The following is a 21,649-nucleotide window of genomic DNA, read 5'->3' as shown; positions in this document are numbered from 1 at the left end:
CACATGTCACACGTTTATGTCCTGGTCGAGCACACATCCGGCCAGCTAGACCCTGTCACCAACGAACTTATTACTGCAGCACGCCCACTTGGTGTTGTCTCTGCCGTGGTTGTCGGCGCTACCGGGCAGGCGGAAGCACTGGCACCTGCGTTAGCGGAGGCCGGTGCAGTCCAGGTGATCGATGCCACAGCCGAAGATTATGCACAGCGTTTAATCCTGCCCGAGGTAGATGCGCTTCACGCTTTAGGGGCTGCCAATCCAGCGCCGTTCGTAATCGCTGCGACAGCGACGGGCAACGAGATCGCTGGACGCCTGGCGGCGCGCCTGGCCTCTGGCGTGCTGCTCGATGTTGTCGGGATCGAAACCGGAGGCGCGGCACGCCACGAGATCTTCGGCGGTTCCGTGGTGACCACCGCGGTTGCCGGTGGCTCATGCCCTGTGTACACCGTCCGCCCAGGTGCTTTAAAACCGGTAGCTGAGCCAGGTGCAGGCCAGGTTGCTGCAATGGCCCTTCCCGCTGCGACGGCCAAGGATGTCGTCGTTACGTCCTTCACCCCTGCGGAGCAGGGCGACCGCCCACACCTGAACCAGGCATCCGTTGTGGTCGCTGGGGGCCGCGGCGTGTCTGAGACAGGCTTCGAGGAGTACGTCGAACCTCTGGCTGACGCGCTGGGTGGCGCCGTGGGGGCTACTCGCGACGTCGTCGATGAGGGGTGGGCACCTGCGAGCGCGCAGATCGGCCAGACGGGTGTGACCATTTCGCCGGATCTCTACATCGGCCTGGGCCTGTCGGGGGCGATCCAGCACACCTCCGGCATGCAGACGTCCGGCACCATTGTCGCCGTGAATCAGGATTCCGATGAAGCGATCTTCCAGATTGCGGATATTGGCGTGGTCGGTGATGTCGAAGAGATCGTTCCGGCGCTTATCGACGAGATCAACAAACGCAAGTGAGTATTTACCTCGACCATGCGGCAACCACACCCATGCGTCAGTGCGCAATTGACGCATGGGTGGAGCATTCCGGCGCGCTGAACCCTGGGGGACAATATGCTGACGGGCGTCACGCCAATAAAGTGTTGGCGGAAGCCCGTGAGGAAATTGCGCTTGTGCTGGGGGCAGACCCGGTCGAGGTGGTGTTCACCGGTTCGGGCACTGAGGCCAACAACATCGCAATCCGCGGGCTATATCAAGCCTCAGTGCTTGACAGGGTTGTTGCGGCACCAATCGAGCACCCGGCTGTGTTAGAAACAGTGAAGGCTCTTGAGGGTGCCACGGTGGAGTGGCTACCCGTCGAAAGGTCCGGCCATATTGCTGAGCTGTCGGCTCTTGATCAGCCGGCCGCCGTGGCCACGTGTATGTGGGCCAATAATGAGACCGGCGCTATTCAACCGGTGGGTGAGGTTGTGGCGCGCGCAGCAGCCGCTGGCACGCCCGTGCATATCGATGCGGTCCAGGTCGCCGGCAAGCTACCCATCGATTTTCATGCGCTCGGAGCGACGACCCTAGCTATCAGTGCCCACAAATTTGGTGGGCCGCGCGGTACGGGGATCTTACTTGCTCGTCGCTCACCTGTGCCTGCTGCAACCGTATTCGGCGGGGGACAGGAGCGAGGTCTCCGGCCCGGAACTGTTGACGTTGCTTCTGCCGCAGCGACAGCGGCTGCTTTGCGTGCGTCGGTTGATGAGATGGACGCAGAGATAGCACGGGTGCGGCAGCTGCGCGACGAGCTGATTGCCGGAGTGCGCTCGCGGGTCGACGACGTGATCGTGACCACCAGTAAGCCGGCGCTTCCGACGCATGCCCATGTCATGTTTGCTGGTGCTGATGGGGACTCGCTGATTATGCTGCTCGACACGTTGGGAATAGCGGCCTCAACAGGGTCTGCATGTGCCAGCGGAGTGAACCGAATGAGCCATGTGCTTGAGGCGATGGGGGTAGACCAGCGTACCGGGATGGGGGCTTTAAGGTTCACCTTGGGCAGGACTACTACTCGCGACGACGTGCGGTTTGTGGTGGATAACATTGCTGATGTTGTTGATAAAGCACGAGCTGCAGGAAGTTTATAACGTTAATGGTGTTTCGCATGTGGCAGATGTGACATAACTGGTTTAGAGTTATGACTATGCGCCTTTCTCTGAAGATGAATTCTGTCATCGCCGCAATCGCGATGGCCTGTGCTTTGCTCGCTGTCCCTTTTTCACCACACGCTAACGCATTTACCAACCCGCTTGCACCATCCGGTGTTGACGTCGCAGGCCACCAACACCCCGGTGGCAACGCGATTGAATGGAGTTCCGTAGCAGCAGACGGCCAGCGTTACGCATTCATAAAAGCTACAGAAGGTTACGGCTTCACCAACGAGTTCTACGCTCAAGATGTAGAAGCGGCGAACAACGCCGGCCTGCTGACCGGCGCGTACCACTATGCGCGCCCAGCAACCGACCCGCACATTCAGGCAGCGCACTTCGCCACAGTGATGGCACAGGCTCCTGCAACCAGCCTGCCCCCAGTCCTGGATATCGAGGTTTCAGAAGGCTTAAGCCCAGTCCAGCTGCAAGACTGGACCCGCACCTTCCTGAAAGAGCTGAAGGCACTGACCGGCAAGACGCCAATGATTTACACCTACCGTTATTTCTGGCATGATGCCATGGCCAACACCTCTGAATTCTCGGAGTACCCACTGTGGCTCGCCGCTTACCAGAACCACGCGCCCGCACCCGTAGGAGGCTGGAGCACAATCTCGTTCTGGCAGCGCTCGGATAATGGTCGCGTTGCCGGTATCGATACGCCAGTAGATATGAATCTTTTCAACGGCAGTGAAGGCCAGCTCGGCGCGTTTGCCGCCGGTAACCTCGCTTCGCCTGGCGGTGTCTTGGAATTTCTGCAAGCACCTGAATCTTCGTCTCTGGCTGTTCTTGGCCAAGATAACACTGCACTAGTCGCTGCGATCCTTGCAGTCGGCCTGGGCGTAGCAGCAGCACCTGCGTTGCAGGAGGCCGCACAGTCCATTGGCTTCGATGCGGAAGATGCATCCAATATTGCAGGCACTGTGGCACACCAGGTTGAAACGGGTCAGCTACCAGTCGAAGACTTGGAAAACATGGTGGTCGGAGATTACACGGTGGGAGACCTGTTGATCCTTTTGGATAACGCCAATAAAGCAGCGCGTTAGGGCCTCAAACTTTCACGACTGTCATAGTTTGAGGACAGCCCAGTGCTCATCTGTCATCAGAGAGAGTGGAGTGACCGAGGTTTGAAAATCTTGCGTCTGCTCCAACGCCGTTTCCAGCTGATCTGGGGTGAGATCTCCCCACAGGCCCAACGAGAGGGTGATGCGCTCTAATTCGGAGTCGTCGAAACGCTCCTGTAAGCCCTCAGCAACCGCACCCGCGGTCTCTGGCTCTTCGTCCGACAGGCTGGTGTAAACCCAAAGAGTTAAATCTGCGCCGGTGGCCAGAATGTCGTCATAACGATGGCCAGAATCAAAACGGTTCTCGCCGGGCGCCTCCCAGTTCACGCGAGTGTCCATCACCACCTGGTTACCCGAAGCGCTCTGACAGCGATCGATAACGCTGGTAATGATCTGAGACTGCCAGTCGTTCACGGTGTCATCCGCTGTGTTCACACTGCCGTTTTCATGGCGCGGAAATTCATCTTCATCGGTCATTTCGGCGAATAGTTCTTCATCGGCAGGCGAGAAGAAGGTGTCACCGATGAGCTCAGTCAGCGCAATCGCATCAGGGTTGTAGCGCTCGTCGACTGCTTCGCACATGCTCTCTATCCGGTCACCAACCGAGCCCCGGTAGAGCGCTGTGGCGGAGGGGAAGTCTTCTGAGGCGGAGCCGTCTGCGAATGCGCCGACGTAGTCCGGATTGGTTTCGACGATAGTGGGCGCCATGACATCGATGGTGAGCGTAACCTCACGGTCGCTGCCACGTGTAAGCGTGTCAACGACATCCTGAACAAGGTCCTCGTCCTCATTAACCCCGGCAGCCCAATAGTCTTCTTGGCCGGCGGCGGGAAAGCCGATGAAATCTGAGCGACCCACCCCGACGGTGATTTGATTCGCGCCGGTGGAATCGAGCCGCTCGCGTACCTCGTCCCAATTGACGGTGTCATCTTTAACAGATTCCCACCCGATGCCTAATGTGAGAGGTCTACCCGTAGGCCCCAAGTCTTTTGCTTCCGGTTGTGGTGTGGACTGAGTACAAGCAGCAAGGCCAGTACAGACAGAAACCAGGGTGGAAAGCAGAATTATTGGAATGGGTTTCAAGGAGAATTACTTTCTTAGACTGCGATGGTGGTGGAGCCGTTGATAGCCGGGGGAGATTCCAGCTGGGTAGTATCAGAGCGCGAGATCACACCAGTACGTTCCGGTTTGTTCCACACCTGCTCTGCATGAGCGATCTCGAGGTGGAGAGCCCGTACCATCGTAAACGACATCAGTATCGAGTAAAAAGGCCAGATGGGCAGCGCCCAAGCGTGACGCAGATCTTTCAAGGAGTTCGACATTGCCATAGCGATGACCAGCAGGATCACGGAGAGAACCAAGCCGGAGGCCAAGAGTACGCCCCAAGTGCCGGCCCAGAATTCGCGTGCCGACGTCGCCCAAGTCACGTTTTGAAGGTCCCAAATAGCCCAGCCCATGAGCACGATCTGCGTGATGGGCAGCACGATCATAGTGGCCACTGCAAACCACAGGTAGGGCCCGAAAGAACCGTACTTGAGAGTAAACATACACTTCCAGTGGTATCGCAGGCTCTGCAGCAAACCACGCGCCCAGCGCACACGCTGCTTGAACAGTGCTTTCACCGTCGATGGGGATTCAGCATACACCAAAGCGTGGGGTGCGAATGCGATGCGCCAGTCAGTGCGATGAATCTTCCACGTCAACTCGAGATCCTCACCAATCGTATCTTCGCGCAGGGGACGGCCTGGGTCAGCGAGAGCTACTTCGTCAAGGCAGGAGCGTCGGAAAGTGCCGCAATTGCCGGAGATGACGGGCACCACGCGCAAGACGTCGAATGCGCGACGCACCAAACCGGTACCCACGTGAGTAATCAGCGCCAAGAAGCGAGTGAGCACGCGGTCGAGGTTAGACGGGCGGTCATCGCCACACACAGCGCCAATATTTGCGCTATGGAAAGCCTTCAGCATTTCCGGAACAGTCTGTGGGGTAAAAACGCTGTCTGCGTCGATGAACATGAGGAATTCGCCTGTGGATTCGCGGTACCCATGATTGAGTGCCGCACCTTTGCCGGCGTTGTCCTGGTAGATGTAGCGGACCTTGTCACGCTGAGCAGCCAGTGCTTCACCAATTTCACGGGTGCGGTCTGTCGAACCGTCGTCGACGATCACAATCTCCATGTTCTCGTAGCCTGAACCCAAGATCGACATGACGCATGCTTCCAGGACCGTTTCTTCGTTGTGGGCGGGCACAACCACCGAGACGGTAGGGGCGGTAGGAAGCACACCGAGATTGCCACGTGTCTGACGGCGACGCGCCAAGAACTCATGAACCAAACCGAAAGGCACGAACAGTAGCCGGAATAGTAGCAAGCCCATCGTGAAGATGTAGAAGGCCATCATGGTCTAGCCCACCTCCGCCAGCAGCGCATCCAGAATTTCTGGGGCGTGAGCCGAATTAGCGCCGAAGCGTGCATTGATTTCCAATAGCACGGGGGTGCCCTCGTTGGTCAGACGAATATCCATATCGACAGGGCCACGCAGGTTGAAAAGCTGTGCAACCTGCTTCGCTAGCGTTTCGACTCCTGCGTGGTCTGCACGTTCAACCCCGTCCGCGTTGCCCACACGGCCGTCGCGGAGCTTCGTCTTACGCAAGTTGACGCAGAGCACATCGCCGTCGCGGCCGATGAACAACTGTGGACAGTACTCGTCGCCCGAGGCGAAAGACTGCCGGATCAGCGCGTCGTTACGCTCGCTCGAATCATCCTCCGGCGTATCAATGACGACAACGCCGCGTCCACCGCGTGCTACACGAGGTTTAACCACGTGAGGGAACTCGCTGAACTCGTTGCTGCCGGTCACGGTTGCCGGAACTGCAAGTCCGTTGTCGGAGCAATACTGGGCGGTAAACCATTTGTCGTGTGCGAGACCGATGGCGAGTGGATCTGATAGCACTACGGTGCACGGCAGCAACGGGGCGGCAGCAGCGACGAAGGGAAGTTCGTCTTGCACCGTGGGGATGAAGATATCCACGTCATGTTCGGCGATTGCGGTGCGGAGAAATGGGATTAGGTCAGGGGAGTCTGCGCGAGGGCCTTGGAGGGCCCCAGCAATCTCAAGCATGTCCACGCCCACGACGGTGTGTCCACGTTCTTGAAGTTGAGTGCTTAACGACGAGCCGGCTGGTCCGCCGACTCCGGTAATGAGGAAGGTAGTCAACACAATACTTTCTTAGAGGGACATCGGGTCGTTCAGGTTCAGGCGCATCGGTTCAAATCCTTCGGCACGACGTACACGTGCCTGGCGCCCACGGAACGTGGTGATGGAATCGGTGATCTCACGAGTCATATAAGGCTTGCCAGATTGGTTGGCATGGGCCGCGATAGCTTCTGCCTTGACGTCTACGTAATCAGTCACGTCGATGAAAACGGTCGGTTTGAAATCGGCAGTGACAGAGGGCGACTCGAAGCAGAGGATGGAGTGGTGGTTGCGGCCAGCGCGCATGACTGCCTGGTGGACTGCCAGGTGGTCCTGATGGACTTCATGCTGGGAATGGGTGAAGATCATGTCCGGATTGTGCTGGACGATGGCTTCTTCAATCACAGCAATCATGTCATTCATGTGCGTGTCTAGCGCGCGGTCAGTCATGTGCATGACTTTCAGCGAGTTCAATCCGAGGAAGGTTGCGCCGTCGCGGGCTTCATCCGGGCGTAACGACGCATCACCGCCGTCCGCGCCATCGGACATGATGATGCCGTGTACGTCATGTCCGGTGTCGACCAATTTCGCGATGGTAGATCCACACGCAATCTCTAAATCATCGGGATGTGCTGCGACAACGAGAATGCTGGTGTGGCGATTGGGTTCACGCTCGGGGATGCGGTAGTTATGGCTGATGATCAGGCAGGCAATGAACGTGAGTAAGAGTGTTGCCACCGATGCAAGCAGCAGCCAACCGTTGTCAGTAACAAGGTGGATGCAGGCTAGGAGGCCGGTGACCACAAAACCAAACGCGACGAAACCGAGTAGCTGGCTTGGGTGACGGAAGGAACGTTTGAAGTCTCTCCGACTCTGTGGGCGTAATAAAACCGCCAGTGCTACGACAGAGATCACCAAAACTAATGACCCTAAAACAATTGATATCATCTTCTTGCCCTTTGCAAATGAACATCTCTTCTAATAATTTTCGATGTTATGGCAGTTCAATGGGGTTAACAAGGACAAAAAGGGGGAAAGTGAAGATATTTTCATCTAAGATTAATCTAAGGTTCTGACGAAAGTAAGAAATCAAAGCTCAGAAATAATATGCGTGAAAGCTTGTTTCATCTCAACAAGTTCCAAAAAGCTGCGCATCATGTCGCGTATCATGTCGCGCAGTACCTTTCCGCGCAAGCGCAGTTGCCCACGCAGCATCCTTAAAATGAGCGGGAACGGCGCCCTGCAAAAGCCGCCGAGTCAACGCTCCATCATCGACTAGGCGCCGATTGGCACCCAGCAGGATGATATTGCCGTAACGGCGCCCTTTCAGCATGGGCGGATCAGCGATAACAGCCACGTCAGGGAACACTTCGCACATTCCCGCGAGCTCGTCCTTGGCGTTAATAAGATCTGCGTGAGAGCCACAGTTGGCAACGTAGAGGCCGTCGTCGGCAAGCGATGCCCTGGCCGCAGAGAAGAATTCAACTGTCGTGAGGTTGCGGGGCGTGGACGCGCCCGCGAAGACATCGCGGATGATGACATCCCTGCTCGACGGGTAGAAGTTAGTGGTTTCCTCACGGGCGTCGCCGACGCGAATCTTAACGGAAGGGGACTTGGGAATATCAAATATCTGCCTTACGAGCTGGGCTAATTCCATATCGATCTCAACTACCGTATTGCGTGATGTTGGCCAAACGTGTGCGAAATAGCGTGCTAAGGAGCATCCAGCGCCGCCGAGATGAGTCAGACGGGGCCGCTTGAGCTCTGCGGGAGCGAACTCTTCGACAGCTGCCACAATCCACCGCATGTATTCGAACTCCAGGCGTTCCGGAGCGCCGGCAACATTATTGGAGGAGGGTACCCCGTTGACCAAAAGAGTGACCGACCCGTCCGGTTCCTCGACGACCTCGGCGATGCCGGTATCTATCTCGTAGGAGTGGTTTTCCTGCTGTTTTCTGGCCATGGACATACAGGGTACACTGCCTGACATGCGTGTTCTCGTAGCTATGTCCGGCGGTGTCGATTCCTCAGTGGCGGCCGCCCGCCTCGTGGACGCAGGCCATGATGTGGTTGGTGTGCACATGGCGCTGTCTCAGGATGCCCAGCAAACGCGCGACTCTGCCCGCGGGTGCTGTTCTTTAGAAGATTCAGCTGATGCCCGCCGAGTCTGCGATCACCTAGGAATACCATTTTATGTGTGGGACTTCTCCGACAAATTCAAACTTGAGGTCATCGATAACTTTATTGAGTCCTACGCTGCTGGTGAGACGCCTAATCCGTGCTTGCGGTGCAACGAAAAAATCAAGTTTTCTGCACTACTAGAACGCGCCCGCACCCTCGGCTTCGACGCCGTGGCGACGGGCCACTACGCCATCGTCGACGATGCAGGAAACCTACGCCGTTCTGTCGACCCGAATAAAGACCAGTCCTATGTTTTGGGCGTCATGACACGAGACGAGCTTGATCACTGCTTGTTTCCCATCGGCGATACGGAAAAGCCCGAGATCCGCGAAGAGGCGAAGCGTTATGGTTTCGCTACCGCCTCCAAGCCGGACTCCTACGACATCTGCTTCATCCCAGACGGCAACACCCAGGCCTTCTTAGGCCGCTCGATTGGCATGCGGCCCGGCATGGTGGTGGACCAGGATGGGACCGAGCTGAAACAACACGATGGCGCATTTCAGTACACCATCGGCCAGCGCCGCGGTTTGGACATTAAGATACCAGCGGCTGACGGAAAGCCCCGCTACGTGACTGATGTCGATGCTGCAACAGGTACCGTCACAGTTGGCCCCCGGTCTGCACTACAGGTCAACCACATCACCGCCGATCGCCTGAAAGTGCTGCACCCAGATATGAAAGGGGAGTTTGAGGCGAACGTGCAGATCCGCGCCCATGGTTCAGTAGTGCCATGCTGGGCGCGTGTCGACGAGGACACCATGGTGCTCGACCTCAAAGAACCGCTCTCAGGAGTTGCCAGGGGCCAAGCCGCTGTATTGTACTTACCTGATCCCGATGGCCTGGGAGACATTGTGCTGGGCTCCGGCACGATCTGCCACACCGACTAACCAGCCGATCCTCCAGTGTTAAAATCTGCCCCATGACAGCTTTTGGTCTCGGAGCGATGCCCGGTACAAATCTGGAACACGCCGCGGATGTAGCACTGTCGGAGACACCACTTCCACACCTTCCGCAATTGCCAGGCCGTGGTCTCGGCTCGGACCTGATCGGGCGCACAGCTGCACTACTGCCCATCTACTTCGACAAAGGCCCGCGGTCATGGAGAGTCACCCCTCGTCCGCAAATCCTCACGCGGCGCGCTGCTGACCAGATGGAACGAGACCTCGATGTGTTGGAAGAACTCTGGGCGGGAAAACTCACCTCCATCAAGGTCCAGCTTGTAGGCCCATGGACACTCAGCGCCGAGATCGAGATGGCCAACGGCCACAGAATGCTATCAGACCACGGTGCGCTCAACGACCTCACCGATGCACTCCTAGAGGCCGCTCAACAGCATGTTAGTAAGGTCGCACGACGCTTCGATGCAGACGTGGTCTTGCAGCTCGACGAGCCCCGGTTGAACGACATCCGTATCGGGCAAGTGCCCGGTACAACGGACTTTGACACGATAGGGGCAGTGCGTGACGACGATATCCTGGCCCGGCTCGCACTCTTTGGGCCGCATCTGTTGCACACAACGGCACCGCTTTTCCGCGCGCCGTGGATCACTGTGAATTTAGCTTCCTTAACCACCTCTGCATTGTTAGACGCAGCAGGTTTCGCACTCGAGCAGGGACACACGTTCGCTATCGCTGCGCAGGAACCAAAGAAGGTAGGCGAAATCGTCGATAAGCTCAATATCGACCCGACGCTCACGAAGCTCGACGTCTATGCCGAGGCCGCGGACACCCTGCAGGCCACTGCGCACAACTACGCGAAAGCTCGCGAGTGCGATGAGATCCTGCAGCGGGATTTCTTGAGCTAAACCCGTTTAATTGAACATGGGCCAGGACAGGGAGACGTCGGAGGCGTCACGGCCCCGTGATTCGAGATATTTGCGCAGGTCAGTCTGGAGCTCATAATATTTCACTGCCTGGAATTCCATGAGTTCCTCAGTGCCCATGTGAGACAGCTCAGGCCACACTTTATTTACTTGTTTCCACGCGATCCGCGCAGCCGCTAGGGAGTCCGCCGTAGCTTCGTGCGCAGTGCCTAGCTCGATGCCGTAAAACTCCGACAAAGCAGAGAGATTGCGCTTGCCCTTGCGGTAACGATCTTTCGCGCGGTCGATCAGGTACGGGTCATACACTGGGCCGGTCACCGTGAAATCACCAGTGAGTTGGCGCAATACGGATAAGTCATACGGCGCGTTGAACACGACCAGTGTGAGCCCCTCGTCCCAGCCACGCTTAATTGCAGCGACTGTCTCGGCAAGAACGTCATCGTGTGGGCGTCCGTCGGCACGTGCTTTCTCGGTGGAAATACCATGAATCTTGGCGGCTTCCTCAGGGATTTCCACACCTGGGTCAGCAAGTTCTTCGTTGGCTTCCACCGTGGCGCCGTCGATCTTCACGATCGCCGAGGTAACAATACGCGCTTCACGCGGGTTCGCCGACGTGGTCTCTAAGTCGAAAGACAGCATACGGGAGGCGTTAAACGTGGGCATGGCTTCTACTCTAGCTAGACTTGGTCGCTGTGACCGAACAATTTGTGGAACTACGCCGTCAATGGGAAGACCTCGCCGAGGAAGTCCGCCGCCACCGTGAGCTTTATTACAAGGGGCACCCCGTCATCTCGGATGCTGAGTTTGACCAGCTGTACTCCCAACTTGAGAAACTGGAGGAAGCGCACCCAGAACTAGCGGTACCAGACTCTCCGACGAAGCAAGTCGGCGCGCCTGTTTCAGGCCCATTTGCAGATGTTGAACACCTCGAACGCATGATGAGCCTGGACAACGTGTTCAGCAGTGAGGAGTTGGCAGAGTGGCTCGAACGTACTCCTGGCCCGTATCTGACTGAACTTAAGATTGATGGGCTGTCGATCAATCTGGTGTACCGCAACGGCCAGCTGGAACGGGCTGCCACCCGTGGTGACGGCACCACAGGTGAAGATATTACCGCCAACGCACGAGTGATCAAGGACATTCCGCACACGCTGAAAGGAGACTTCCCACCTCTGGTTGAGGTGCGCGGTGAGGTGTTTATTCGCCCAGAAGACTTCCCAGACCTCAACGCCCAGCGCATCGAAGAAGGCGGCAAACCGTTTGCCAATCCGCGAAACACCGCAGCAGGGGGATTGCGCCAGAAAAATCCAGAAGATGTGAAAAAACGCAAACTGCGGATGATTTGCCACGGCATCGGCGCCCGCGAAGGCTTCGAGCCAGTGACCCAGCATGAGGCCTATGAGGCATTGAAATCGTGGGGGCTTCCTGTCAGCGAATACACCCGCCAGGCAAAGACAGCAAAAGACGTTCAAAAAGCAGTTGATTATTGGGCGGAGCACCGCCACGACGCAATCCACGAGATGGACGGCGTGGTAGTTAAGGTCGATTCGATCTCGCAGCAGCGTGGGCTCGGTTCGACCTCGCGCGCCCCGCGGTGGGCGATTGCCTACAAGTACCCGCCCGAGGAAGTCACAACAAAGTTGCTTGACATCCAGGTCGGTGTGGGCCGGACCGGGCGTATTACACCGTTTGCGGTGATGGAACCGGTGTTCGTGTCAGGCTCCACGGTGTCAATGGCCACGCTGCACAACCGAGAAGAGGTCAAGCGCAAGGGTGTGCTGATCGGGGACACTGTAGTAGTGCGTAAAGCCGGTGAGATCATCCCCGAAGTGCTGGGGCCAGTGGCAGACCTGCGCGATGGAACAGAGCGTGAATTCATTTTCCCCACCCTGTGCCCGTCGTGTGGCACCCGTTTAGCACCGCAAAAGGAAGGCGACGTCGATTGGCGCTGCCCGAATAGCCGCTCGTGCCCCGCGCAGCTGGCCAGCAGGCTTGAATATATCGCTGGGCGAGGCGCATTCGATATTGAGGCGCTTGGAGAGAAGGGTGCTGAGGATCTGATTCGCTCGGGCGTGCTTGTCGACGAAGGAGGCTTGTTCTCACTAACCGAGGAGGACCTGCTGAAAACCACGCAGTACACCACGAAAGCCGGAAAGCTGAACGCCACAGGCAAAAAACTGCTGGACAATTTAGTCACCGCACGCGAGGTTGACTTGTGGCGCGTGATTGTCGCTTTGAGTATCCGTCACGTCGGGCCTACCGCCGCGCGGGCTTTAGCCAACCGCTACCAGTCAATGCAGGCGCTTATCGACGCGCCCGTGGAGGATCTTGCGGAGACTGACGGGGTGGGAGCGATCATCGCGGAAGCCTTTAAAGAGTGGTTCACCGTGGACTGGCATCGCCAGATCGTGGATGCATGGGCTGAGGCCGGCGTGACCATGGAGGCAGATACCTCTGACCGGGAGGAGCAAACCTTGGCAGGGGTGACTGTGGTTGTCACTGGCACGCTGGAGAATTTCACGCGTGACTCAGCCAAGGAAGCGATCCTTAGACGCGGAGGGAAAGCAGCTGGCTCCGTATCCAAGAAGACAGATTATGTCGTCGTTGGTAAGAACGCCGGTTCCAAAGAGGACAAGGCCCGCGAATTGGGCGTTCCGATTCTCGACGAGGCTGGGTTCCAGGTGCTTCTTGAATCGGGTCCGGCTGAATTAGGTGCCGCGCAGTAGCGCTCCCACGATCAATCCGAGATCACCGATATGGGAGACTTCGGAGGCTAGGTAGTGGGGCCCACCAATCCTGCCCATGACAAGGATCATGGTGGTGTGCGCAAGTGGGGTCGCGGCTAGGGCGGAATCGAGTAGCCCCCAGGGTTGCGGAATCCAGTCTTCGTGCTCGGCATCGAGGATGCGGGCGCTGCTGACGTGGGCCAGCGCGGGGGAGGAGCCATCGTCGGCAGGTGCTGCTTGAGACGCTGCGACCCGCCTTACTCCCTTGTCCGTCTCCTCCAACACGATGGCCCAAGAAGACGTCATTGCTTGAGGCATGACGGTGACCAACTCTTCCATCGCCGCAGGGATATTATGCGCGCAGGCTGCCACACGGGCCAACATTTTGATCTGGCCTCTGCGGTCAACGCGTCCAGTAAACGGGCGGATGGAGTCGACGTCTGCGCCTTCCACTTCCGTGGCAGCGGTGATGAGTTCATCAGCCATCACATCCTTGGGGAGAGTGACCACGATGTCATCGAGCACCGACCCATCGTCGTCAAGCGTCTGAACGACATCGACAGACTTGATGTTTGCCCCCAACACCCCGAAGGCTTGGGCTAAATCGCCCAGACTACCGGGCTCGTCGGGGAGCTTCACGCGGATCAGGTAAGACATGCCCGCCAATCTACCAGTGCTCCCAACGAAGGGAGATTAACTTTCGTGCCGTATCATAGGATCGGTTAACGGAAGCAAAGTGCAAAGAAGGATATTCACGTGTCTGACATCTCCCGCGAGGATATTGACCGCCTCGCCAGCCTTGCTCGTCTCGCACTGACGGACGAGGAGCTCGATACCTACGCTGATCAGCTGGATCAAATCATGGAAGCAATGTCCAAGGTGGCCCAGGTGGACACCAGCGGTGTAGAGCCGATGAGCCACCCACACGCCATCAAAGCACCCATGCGCGAGGATGTGTTCGTGAAGACCTTGACCCAGCAGCAGGCTTTAGACCAGGCACCTGAGGTTGAAGATGACCGCTTTGTTGTTCCACAGATCTTGGGAGAGGCTGAATAATCATGACTGACTACACCGTTCCAACATCTGGTCTGACCAGCCTGACAGCCGCCGAGTTAGCGCAGAAAATCCACTCCGGAGACGTGACCTCCCGCGAAGCGACGCAGGCTCACCTCGACCGCATCGCAGAGACTGATGACCACCTGGGCGCGTTCCTGCACGTCGGTGCGGAAGAGGCGTTGGCAGCAGCCGACAAAGTCGATGAGCAGATCAAGGCAGGCGAAGAGCTCGCCTCCCCGCTGGCTGGTGTTCCAGTGGCAGTGAAGGACCTCTTTGTCACTACCGATGCGCCGACCACGGCTGCCTCGAAAATGCTCGAGGGCTACATGTCGCCATACGACGCCACCGTGGTGGCTAAGCTGCGCGAGGCAGGGCTGCCCATCCTCGGCAAGACGAACCTTGACGAATTTGCCATGGGTTCGTCCAACGAGCTGTCTGCCTTCCAGATCACGCGTAACCCCCATGACACCGAATGCACTCCGGGTGGTTCCGGAGGCGGTACGGCAGCAGCAGTAGCGTCGGGCCAAGCACCGCTAGGAATTGGCACCGATACCGGTGGTTCGATTCGCCAGCCAGCAGCCTTGACCGGCACTGTTGGTGTGAAGCCCACCTACGGCACGGTATCGCGCTACGGCATGATTGCAGCAGCGTCCTCGCTTGACCAGGGTGGGCCGTCGGCACGCACAGTGCTGGATGCCGCATTGCTGCATGAAGTCATGGCAGGTGTAGACCCCTTCGATGCAACCAGCGTGGACAAGCCGATCGCACCCGTGGTGCAGGCAGCACGTGAGGGTGCCTCAGGTGACTTGAGCGGAATGAAGATTGGTATGGTGCGCCAGTTCGACCGCGAAGGTAACCAGGCCTCGGTCCGCGAGGCCGTGGTCAATGCTTTCCAGGAACTAGAAAAGCAAGGTGCAGAACTTGTGTGGGTGGATTGCCCACACTTCGACGACGTGATGGGCGCGTACTACATCATCCAGATGTCCGAGGTGTCGTCGAACATGTCGCGTTTCGACGGCATGCGCTATGGTCTGCGTGTTGGTGATGACGGCTCGAACTCTGCCAATGACGTGATGGCCCTGTCGCGCGCTGCAGGTTTCGGTGCTGAGGTCAAGCGCCGCATCATGCTGGGCACCTATGCTTTATCGGTGGGCTACTACGATGCCTACTACCTGCAGGCGCAGCGTGTCCGCCAGCTCATAGCGAATGATTTTGCCAAGGCGTTCGAGCAGGTTGACATTATCGCCGCACCAACCACTCCAACTACGGCGTTCAAGCTGGGGGAGAAGGTTGATGATCCATTGGCCATGTACAACTTCGACCTGTACACGCTACCTTTGAACCTGGCGGGTCTGCCAGGAATGAGCCTGCCGGTTGGGGTTGCCAACGACACCAAGTTGCCGGTTGGCCTGCAGTTGATGGCGCCCGCGTTCCAGGACGATCGTCTGTACCGGGTGGGCGCTGCCTATGAGGCTGCTCACAAATAGCCATCAACTCAGGCGGTAGTCCCGTCGAGAAAGCTCCGATTGATCTCCCAAGGGGATCAGTCGGAGCATTTTTTACCCATCTTTAGTCACTTCCATGAAGAGGCTTTCATGCTTGTTTCATTAGGCGTTCATACCATTCCAATAAGTTTGGGAATTGATCAGAAAGCTTTTGAAAGGAATGCCATATGACTGCACAATTGGTCAAAGCCGGAGTTCTTCAGCGACAGACAGCTGCCCTCAACGAGGCTCTTAATGAACAGAACCTGCCAAGTGGTCCTGCTCAGGCGTCGCAGGGTGAGCGTCGAATCGAACCATTGCCACCTCAGCACATCTAGAACTCTTATACCTGTCGCTTTATCACCGAGCCGTACCACGAGAACCCCGACGCCTACCATCTCATCGCAGGTGCAGACGTCACCCCTAAGGCAGGCGACGTGGTCCTGGCCCGCATCGTGGGAATCCACAACCACAAGCGTGTGGAAACCGAGCAGTCCCGGAAGGCAATCCTGTTCGACAGTAACCTGGTTCTGCTCGCCTACGGCAACCGTTACGCTGCAGATCAGTTCCTCGCACACGTTCCAGAAAATCTCGACTACTGCCACCTGGTTGCTGCTGGTGGAATCGCCGGCGTGGTCACCGAGTCCCACGAACAGATGGATGACCCAACTCTGATTGAGCCTCTGGGCCTGCTGGCAACCGATGAGGGTGTGGTGAACATTATAGAAACCGCACCATATGCCAACGAGGCCCGTGATTCTAAGCCTGAGGGCTTGCCAGAGGTCATCGCCGTGTTGGGTACTTCTATGAACTCCGGTAAGTCCACTACCATGGCATGCCTGGCTAATGGTCTGACTAAAGCTGGCAAGAAGGTCGGCGCCGGCAAGATCACCGGTACCGGCGCTGGAAATGACCGCATGATTTACCACGATGCCGGCGCGAAGGAAGTAATCGACTTCACCGATTTCGGCTACGGCACCACCTTTAAAATGGACTTCGAGAAGATCCGTGATCTGACCGTTAATATGATTGAGGTCTTGGCTAAGGATAAGGGCTGCGACGTGGTGATCGTTGAGATCGCCGACGGCGTGTACCAGACTGAGACCGCGCGTCTGCTGCGCGACGACTTGTTCAAGGATATTGTGGACCAAGTAGTTTTCTCCGCAGTTGATGCTCTGGGAGCACGTGCAGGCGTTCAAACCCTGCAAGAGGCCGGCTTAAAGGTGGCGTGCGCGGCAGGCGTCATGACGGCCTCACCGCTGGCAACGAAGGAAGCTGCTGACGTTTTAAAGGACCTAAATGTGCCTGTTATCGGCACTTTTGAACTGACTGACAAGAAAGTAGCTGCTAAGCTACTGTCCCGTGTCTAAGATGCCACCAATTTGGGCTGGGAGGCGGCGAGGGCTTTTCATCGCTCTCGTCGCCCTCGGCGTTTTGCAAGCTTTTCTCGCCTTAATTATGGCGTTGACAGTTGACACGATGCTGAGTGCTGCGGTGCAGACTGACATCTGGGATATCGCCACGTTAGTTGGTTCCGCTTTGGGAATTGGCCTTGCTCGCTGGATTGAGCGGGTAGTAGCGGAGGATCTCGGTCAGGATTACGTCTTTGAGCAGCGCCACCGGTTGATTACCTCCTCGGTGGCAGGCGCGGATTATTCGGGTTCCCTCGGTGTCACCGTGACCCGCGCGTCCAACGATTTGTCTGCGGTGCGCAACTGGATCGCGATGGGGATTGTGCCACTGGTAACCGGTATTCCGCTCATCGGCGTGGTTTTGTTCGCTTTATTGATCCTCGACCGCGAGATCGGGTTGGGGGTGACCATTCCACTGGTTTTGATCGGTGCTGCAATCCCCATGTTGTCCAAGCTCACCTTTGAGCGTTCACGTGCTTTACGACGCCAACGTGGCCGGCTTTCTGCTCGCATCGCAGACACGGTGATGGCAAGTGAGTCCGTGCGTGCATCAGGTGCTGTAGCGCGTGAGCTCAAGCAAATCAATAAGCAGTCAGACAAGGTGGTCGGCGCTGCGGTAGATCGCGCTTGGGTCACCGGTCTGACGCGCGCTGTCACTGCGACCGCGGCCTCAGCATGCACGGTAGTTGTCGTTTTGGTCGCGGACCGCGGTTTGGCAGATGCAGCGACAGTGGCGTCCGCGATGACGCTGCTGGGTGTCTTGGCAACACCGGTGACTGATCTCGGCAGGGTGGTGGAGTACCGCCAGAATTACAAGGCCGCCACACGGATCCTTGCCCCGTTGCTGGAAAAGGCAGATAGGTTGCGGGAACGCGAGGCCAGGCGTCAGCGTGCGTGGCGAAAGACGGGCGCGGATATCAACCAGTTAGATTTTGGCCCCGTTGATATCGATCACCTCATCGTCAACGACTATCTGGTGGAGCCGCTTCACGCGGAGGAGGGACAGGTCGTCGAAATTACAGCATCCGACCCGTCACAGGTGCGCATGGTTCTCTCAGCTGTGCTGTCCTCACATGTTGAAGACCAGTTCTACGTGGACGGTTATGACTTCGGTCTTGCTCCGGAAAAGGCGCGCCGCGCGTTGGTGGGGTTCGCTTCTGACTACATTCCGCTCGAGCGGGGATCAGTATCCCGTCTGCTCAAATTCCGTGTCCCTGATGCTTCGGAAGAAGACGTGGCGGAGGTGCTCGAAATGGTCGATCTGACTAAGACGGTGGCCAACGATGAGAAGGGCTTATCGCGCCAGCTGAAAAATGACGGCGCGCCTTGGACGATTGGCGATGTCATGCGCTTGAAGGTGGCCCGTGCCATTTTGAATCAGCCCGCGTTGCTGGTTTTCGAGGATGTTGACCACCAGCTGGACCCAGAGGCAATGGATACTTTCTTTGAATTTGTTGCGGATTATCCAGGCGTGGTGATCATTAGTACCTCCCACCCAGAGAAGCTTCCAGAGGACCGCATAATATGGGACGTTGATGGTGTTCTCATCGAGGAAGATGATTACTGCAAGGATGTTCCCGACGAAGATGCAGTCGAAGAGGAATAGTCGCTGGTATGCGCTTAGCGCGCTGTCACTCGGCTACTTCTTGGTGATGGCAGACCAGGCCATCGTGCCAGTGCTTACCCCACACCTGCCCGCAGGTGTCGAGGATTCTGTGTGGATCACTAGCGTCTACTTACTTTTCACCGTGGTTCCCATGTTGGTCACCGGCAGGTTGGGCGACCGTGTCGGCCAGCGCCGCATGTACCTCATCGGTCTGGTGGTTTATCTCGCGGGACTGGCATTAGCTTCCGTAGCGGCGTCGATAAGCGTCCTGGTTATCGCACGGGCCATCCAAGGCCTCGGAGCAGCCGCGTTCTTGCCACAGGCTTTTGGCGTGATTAACCGGGTTTTTCCCGCTGATGCGCGGGGCCCGGCCTACGCGGTGTGGGGAGTTGTAGGTTCCCTTGGTTCATTAATCGGGCCCGTCTTTGCAGGGGCTGTCGTAGAAGGCGCTGGGTGGCGCGCCACCTTTGCAGCGCAGGTGCTATGTGGCCTGGTCGCGTTAGGCTTGGCCGTGATGTGGGTTCCACGCTTATCGACGACTACCGCGCGCATCGATGCCCCAAGTGTGATCGTGTCTCTGGTGGGCCTTGGAGGTGTCATCTACGGCATCCAGTATGGTTCGTGGCCGGCCGGAATCGTCGGAACGCTTGCGCTGCTGATATTCATGTGGCTACAACGCGGCGGCGGAGATGAAGCGTTGCTTCCGCTGTGTCTTTTTGCCAACCGGAATTTTACGCTCGGATCATTAGGTATCGCTGCGATGGGGTTTGCGGTGGCGGCCCAGTTCATCCCGATTATGTATTGGCTCCAAGATGGGCGCGGCATGGATGCGGTGACAGCAGGGGCACTGACCGTGCCGATGTCTGTGGTTGCACTGATCCTCACACCATTTGTGGGCGTGGCAGCCGACAAAGTCAACCCGAAAATTTTAAGCGCGATTGGGTTTGCCACCATGAGCGCGTCGATGGTGTGGGCGTGGTGGGTGATGGTCTCGGGCGCAGCGGTCTGGTGGATGCTGGGGATTACCGCGCTTAAAGGTGTGGGTAGTGCTTTCATTTGGGCACCAAACGCTGCAACCACCATGCGGACCATACCTCGAGAGATGGCGGGAGCTGCGTCGGGGGCGTACAACACGGTGCGACAGGTTGGTAGCGTGGTCGGTGTTGCGACTATTGGCGGAGCGATGGGTGTGTGGCTGCCACAATTCGGTGTGGAGCACGCTGCGGCAGGCACGATGTTGATCCTGGCCGCAGTGATGTGTGCTGGATTGATAGCATCGTTTTTCCTCCAGTCGGACATTCAGGCCCGAAAGCGCTAGGGTTGAATCTATGCGATTAGCTACACTGACCTCCGGTGGCGATTGCCCCGGCCTCAATGCTGTTATCCGTGGAGTTGTCCGTACCGCCAATACTGAGTTCGGCTCAACCTGCGTGGGCTACCTCGACGGCTGGGTAGGGCTGCTTGAAGACAAACGCATGCAGCTCTACGACGATCACTTCATCGACTCGATCCTCCTGCGAGGAGGCACGATCTTGGGTACTGGTCGCCTCCACCCTGACAAGTTTAAGGCCGGCTTGGACCAAATCAAGGACAACCTCGCTGAGGCAGAAATTGATGCACTTGTCGCAATTGGCGGCGAAGGAACATTGAAGGGTGCGAAGTGGCTCTCGGACAACGGCATCCCCGTTGTGGGTGTGCCGAAGACAATTGATAATGATGTCAACGCGACTGACTACACTTTCGGCTTCGATACTGCGGTCTCTGTGGCTACTGATGCCATTGATCGTCTGCACACTACCGCTGAATCACACAATCGCATCCTGATCGTGGAAGTCATGGGCCGCCACGTAGGCTGGATCGCCTTGCACGCTGGCATGGCTGGCGGTGCTCACTACACCGTGATCCCAGAGGAACCTTTCGATATCGCTGAGATCACCAAAGCCATGGAACGCCGCTTCCAGATGGGTGAGAAGTACGGCATCATCGTGGTCGCCGAGGGTGCTGTGCCCAAGGAAGGCACCATGGACGCGGGCCTGGGCGAGGAAGACGAGTTTGGGCACAAGACGTTCAAGGGCATGGGCCAGATCATTGGCGACGAGATCCACAAGAGAACCGGCTACGACGTGCGCACAACAGTGCTGGGCCACATCCAGCGCGGCGGCACCCCCACGGCTTATGACCGCGTGCTCGCCACCCGATACGGGGTGGCGGCAGCCCGTGCAGCACACGAGGGCAAGTTCGGTACCTCGGTGGCGCTGCATGGTGAAGACATTGCACTCGTGTCGCTGGAAGAGGCCGTCGGCAAGCTCAAGACCGTCCCAGAGCACCGCTACAAGACCGCCAAGGCGATGTTCGGCTAAATGACGGGAGAGTACGCCACTCCGGTGCCGCTTGCCAACGAACACGTTCGCCTCGAACCGCTCGGGCATGAACATGCGCCAGATCTCGCCCACGCTGTCGGTGATTTGTGGGAGACATGGTACACGCATATTCCGCACCCAGAGCAGATGGCAGCGGAGATTGACGCGCGCTTGGACAAACAATCGCGCGGGGAAATCGCGGCTTGGGCAATAGTAGACACGCATGGGTACGCGGTTGGCATGACCACCTACCTGCACCTTGACCCCGATAACCGGCGCCTGGAGATCGGCTCGACGTGGCTCGGGCGCGATGCGCAGGGCACTGTGGTGAACCCGGCGTCGAAGCTGCTGCTTCTGCAGCGCGCCTTTGAGACCCTGGGCTGCCTCGGCGTGGAGTTCCGCTGTCACTGGCACAATCGTCAGTCGCGCCGGGCGATTGAGGCGCTTGGAGCGAAGCTCGACGGCGTACTGCGTAAACATACGGTGTTCGAGAACGGCACCGTGCGCGACACATGTGTGTATTCCGTGCTTGACGACGAATGGCCCACCGTCAAGCTCGGCTTAACGGAAAGACTTCGCCACGCAAGAAGTAGGCGGGCAGCAAGGGACTCATGA

General features: G+C 57.7%; 20 protein-coding genes and 1 pseudogene. 14 read left to right on the top strand and 7 right to left on the bottom strand.

Annotated features, from left to right (window positions below; genetic code table 11):
- The first annotated feature begins 3 nt into the window (after positions 1 to 3).
- From CKV99_RS06520 to CKV99_RS06510, 3 genes are read left to right on the top strand one after another with little or no spacing between them, the layout of a single operon-like run.
- Complete coding sequence (locus CKV99_RS06520) at positions 4 to 954, top strand: electron transfer flavoprotein subunit alpha/FixB family protein (RefSeq protein WP_092257160.1); 951 nt, start codon at positions 4 to 6, stop codon at positions 952 to 954.
- Positions 951 to 2,069, top strand: coding sequence for a cysteine desulfurase family protein (locus CKV99_RS06515; RefSeq protein ID WP_092257163.1), 1,119 nt, complete (start codon positions 951 to 953; stop codon positions 2,067 to 2,069). The genes CKV99_RS06520 and CKV99_RS06515 overlap by 4 nt, the downstream gene beginning before the upstream one ends.
- Positions 2,070 to 2,125: 56 nt before the next feature.
- On the top strand, positions 2,126 to 3,175 hold the full coding sequence (locus CKV99_RS06510; protein WP_092257384.1) for a glycoside hydrolase family 25 protein: 1,050 nt from the start codon (positions 2,126 to 2,128) through the stop codon (positions 3,173 to 3,175).
- Between the two features lie 21 nt (positions 3,176 to 3,196).
- Here CKV99_RS06510 and CKV99_RS06505 read toward each other — a convergent pair whose 3' ends face one another.
- The 5 genes from CKV99_RS06505 to CKV99_RS06485 form a co-directional block, all read right to left on the bottom strand.
- Positions 3,197 to 4,276 carry a hypothetical protein gene (locus CKV99_RS06505; RefSeq protein ID WP_092257166.1) on the bottom strand — a complete coding sequence of 360 codons (1,080 nt, stop codon included), beginning with the start codon at positions 4,274 to 4,276 and terminating at the stop codon, positions 3,197 to 3,199.
- Between the two features lie 14 nt (positions 4,277 to 4,290).
- Positions 4,291 to 5,592 carry a glycosyltransferase gene (locus CKV99_RS06500; RefSeq protein ID WP_092257169.1) on the bottom strand — a complete coding sequence of 434 codons (1,302 nt, stop codon included), beginning with the start codon at positions 5,590 to 5,592 and terminating at the stop codon, positions 4,291 to 4,293.
- A 3-nt stretch (positions 5,593 to 5,595) separates the two neighbouring features.
- Positions 5,596 to 6,411: an ATP-grasp domain-containing protein gene (locus CKV99_RS06495; protein WP_092257173.1), complete on the bottom strand. Its 816-nt coding sequence runs from the start codon at positions 6,409 to 6,411 to the stop codon at positions 5,596 to 5,598.
- A gap of 9 nt (positions 6,412 to 6,420) precedes the next feature.
- Positions 6,421 to 7,335, bottom strand: coding sequence for a PIG-L deacetylase family protein (locus CKV99_RS06490; protein ID WP_092257176.1), 915 nt, complete (start codon positions 7,333 to 7,335; stop codon positions 6,421 to 6,423).
- A 181-nt stretch (positions 7,336 to 7,516) separates the two neighbouring features.
- Positions 7,517 to 8,350, bottom strand: a complete 834-nt coding sequence (locus CKV99_RS06485; RefSeq protein ID WP_092257179.1) for a spermidine synthase — start codon at positions 8,348 to 8,350, stop codon at positions 7,517 to 7,519.
- 25 nt (positions 8,351 to 8,375) lie between these two features.
- On the opposite strand from CKV99_RS06485, the gene mnmA reads away from it, so the two are divergent.
- Together mnmA and CKV99_RS06475 are read left to right on the top strand one after the other, a co-directional pair.
- Positions 8,376 to 9,455: a tRNA 2-thiouridine(34) synthase MnmA gene (mnmA, locus tag CKV99_RS06480; RefSeq protein ID WP_092257387.1), complete on the top strand. Its 1,080-nt coding sequence runs from the start codon at positions 8,376 to 8,378 to the stop codon at positions 9,453 to 9,455.
- Between the two features lie 32 nt (positions 9,456 to 9,487).
- The gene (locus CKV99_RS06475; RefSeq protein WP_092257183.1) at positions 9,488 to 10,372 is read left to right on the top strand and encodes a uroporphyrinogen decarboxylase/cobalamine-independent methonine synthase family protein; all 885 of its coding nucleotides are present in this window, start codon (positions 9,488 to 9,490) and stop codon (positions 10,370 to 10,372) included.
- 6 nt (positions 10,373 to 10,378) lie between these two features.
- Here the strand turns inward: CKV99_RS06475 and CKV99_RS06470 are convergent, their stop codons facing one another.
- Positions 10,379 to 11,053: a 3'-5' exonuclease gene (locus CKV99_RS06470; protein WP_092257186.1), complete on the bottom strand. Its 675-nt coding sequence runs from the start codon at positions 11,051 to 11,053 to the stop codon at positions 10,379 to 10,381.
- A 29-nt stretch (positions 11,054 to 11,082) separates the two neighbouring features.
- On the opposite strand from CKV99_RS06470, the gene ligA reads away from it, so the two are divergent.
- A complete protein-coding gene (ligA, locus tag CKV99_RS06465; RefSeq protein WP_092257189.1) occupies positions 11,083 to 13,116 on the top strand; it encodes an NAD-dependent DNA ligase LigA in 2,034 nt (677 codons plus the stop codon).
- Here the strand turns inward: ligA and CKV99_RS06460 are convergent.
- Positions 13,099 to 13,773 (bottom strand): ACT domain-containing protein, encoded by a 675-nt coding sequence (locus tag CKV99_RS06460; protein WP_092257192.1) that lies wholly within the window; start codon positions 13,771 to 13,773, stop codon positions 13,099 to 13,101. The genes ligA and CKV99_RS06460 overlap by 18 nt on opposite strands.
- 99 nt (positions 13,774 to 13,872) lie before the next feature.
- On the opposite strand from CKV99_RS06460, the gene gatC reads away from it, so the two are divergent.
- From gatC to CKV99_RS06425, 8 genes and pseudogenes are all read left to right on the top strand, one after another.
- Positions 13,873 to 14,172: an Asp-tRNA(Asn)/Glu-tRNA(Gln) amidotransferase subunit GatC gene (gene gatC, locus CKV99_RS06455; RefSeq protein WP_092257196.1), complete on the top strand. Its 300-nt coding sequence runs from the start codon at positions 13,873 to 13,875 to the stop codon at positions 14,170 to 14,172.
- Between the two features lie 2 nt (positions 14,173 to 14,174).
- Complete coding sequence (gene gatA / locus CKV99_RS06450) at positions 14,175 to 15,659, top strand: Asp-tRNA(Asn)/Glu-tRNA(Gln) amidotransferase subunit GatA (protein ID WP_092257200.1); 1,485 nt, start codon at positions 14,175 to 14,177, stop codon at positions 15,657 to 15,659.
- 185 nt (positions 15,660 to 15,844) lie between these two features.
- Positions 15,845 to 15,994 (top strand): hypothetical protein, encoded by a 150-nt coding sequence (locus CKV99_RS14740; RefSeq protein ID WP_231910203.1) that lies wholly within the window; start codon positions 15,845 to 15,847, stop codon positions 15,992 to 15,994.
- Between the two features lie 3 nt (positions 15,995 to 15,997).
- Positions 15,998 to 17,026, top strand: a pseudogene (locus tag CKV99_RS06445) (DUF1611 domain-containing protein); the annotation flags it as partial.
- Between the two features lies 1 nt (position 17,027).
- Positions 17,028 to 18,674, top strand: coding sequence for an ABC transporter transmembrane domain-containing protein (locus CKV99_RS06440; protein ID WP_092257203.1), 1,647 nt, complete (start codon positions 17,028 to 17,030; stop codon positions 18,672 to 18,674).
- Positions 18,625 to 19,992, top strand: coding sequence for an MFS transporter (locus CKV99_RS06435; protein ID WP_231910201.1), 1,368 nt, complete (start codon positions 18,625 to 18,627; stop codon positions 19,990 to 19,992). The genes CKV99_RS06440 and CKV99_RS06435 overlap by 50 nt, the downstream gene beginning before the upstream one ends.
- Before the next feature lie 10 nt (positions 19,993 to 20,002).
- On the top strand, positions 20,003 to 21,034 hold the full coding sequence (locus CKV99_RS06430; RefSeq protein ID WP_092257209.1) for a 6-phosphofructokinase: 1,032 nt from the start codon (positions 20,003 to 20,005) through the stop codon (positions 21,032 to 21,034).
- A complete protein-coding gene (locus CKV99_RS06425; RefSeq protein WP_092257212.1) occupies positions 21,035 to 21,649 on the top strand; it encodes a GNAT family N-acetyltransferase in 615 nt (204 codons plus the stop codon).

This window comes from Corynebacterium cystitidis (genome assembly GCF_900187295.1).
In the GTDB taxonomy this organism is placed as follows: domain Bacteria; phylum Actinomycetota; class Actinomycetes; order Mycobacteriales; family Mycobacteriaceae; genus Corynebacterium; species Corynebacterium cystitidis.
Note: the sequence above shows the minus strand (reverse complement) of the source record. Positions and strands in the feature narration are given on the sequence as shown.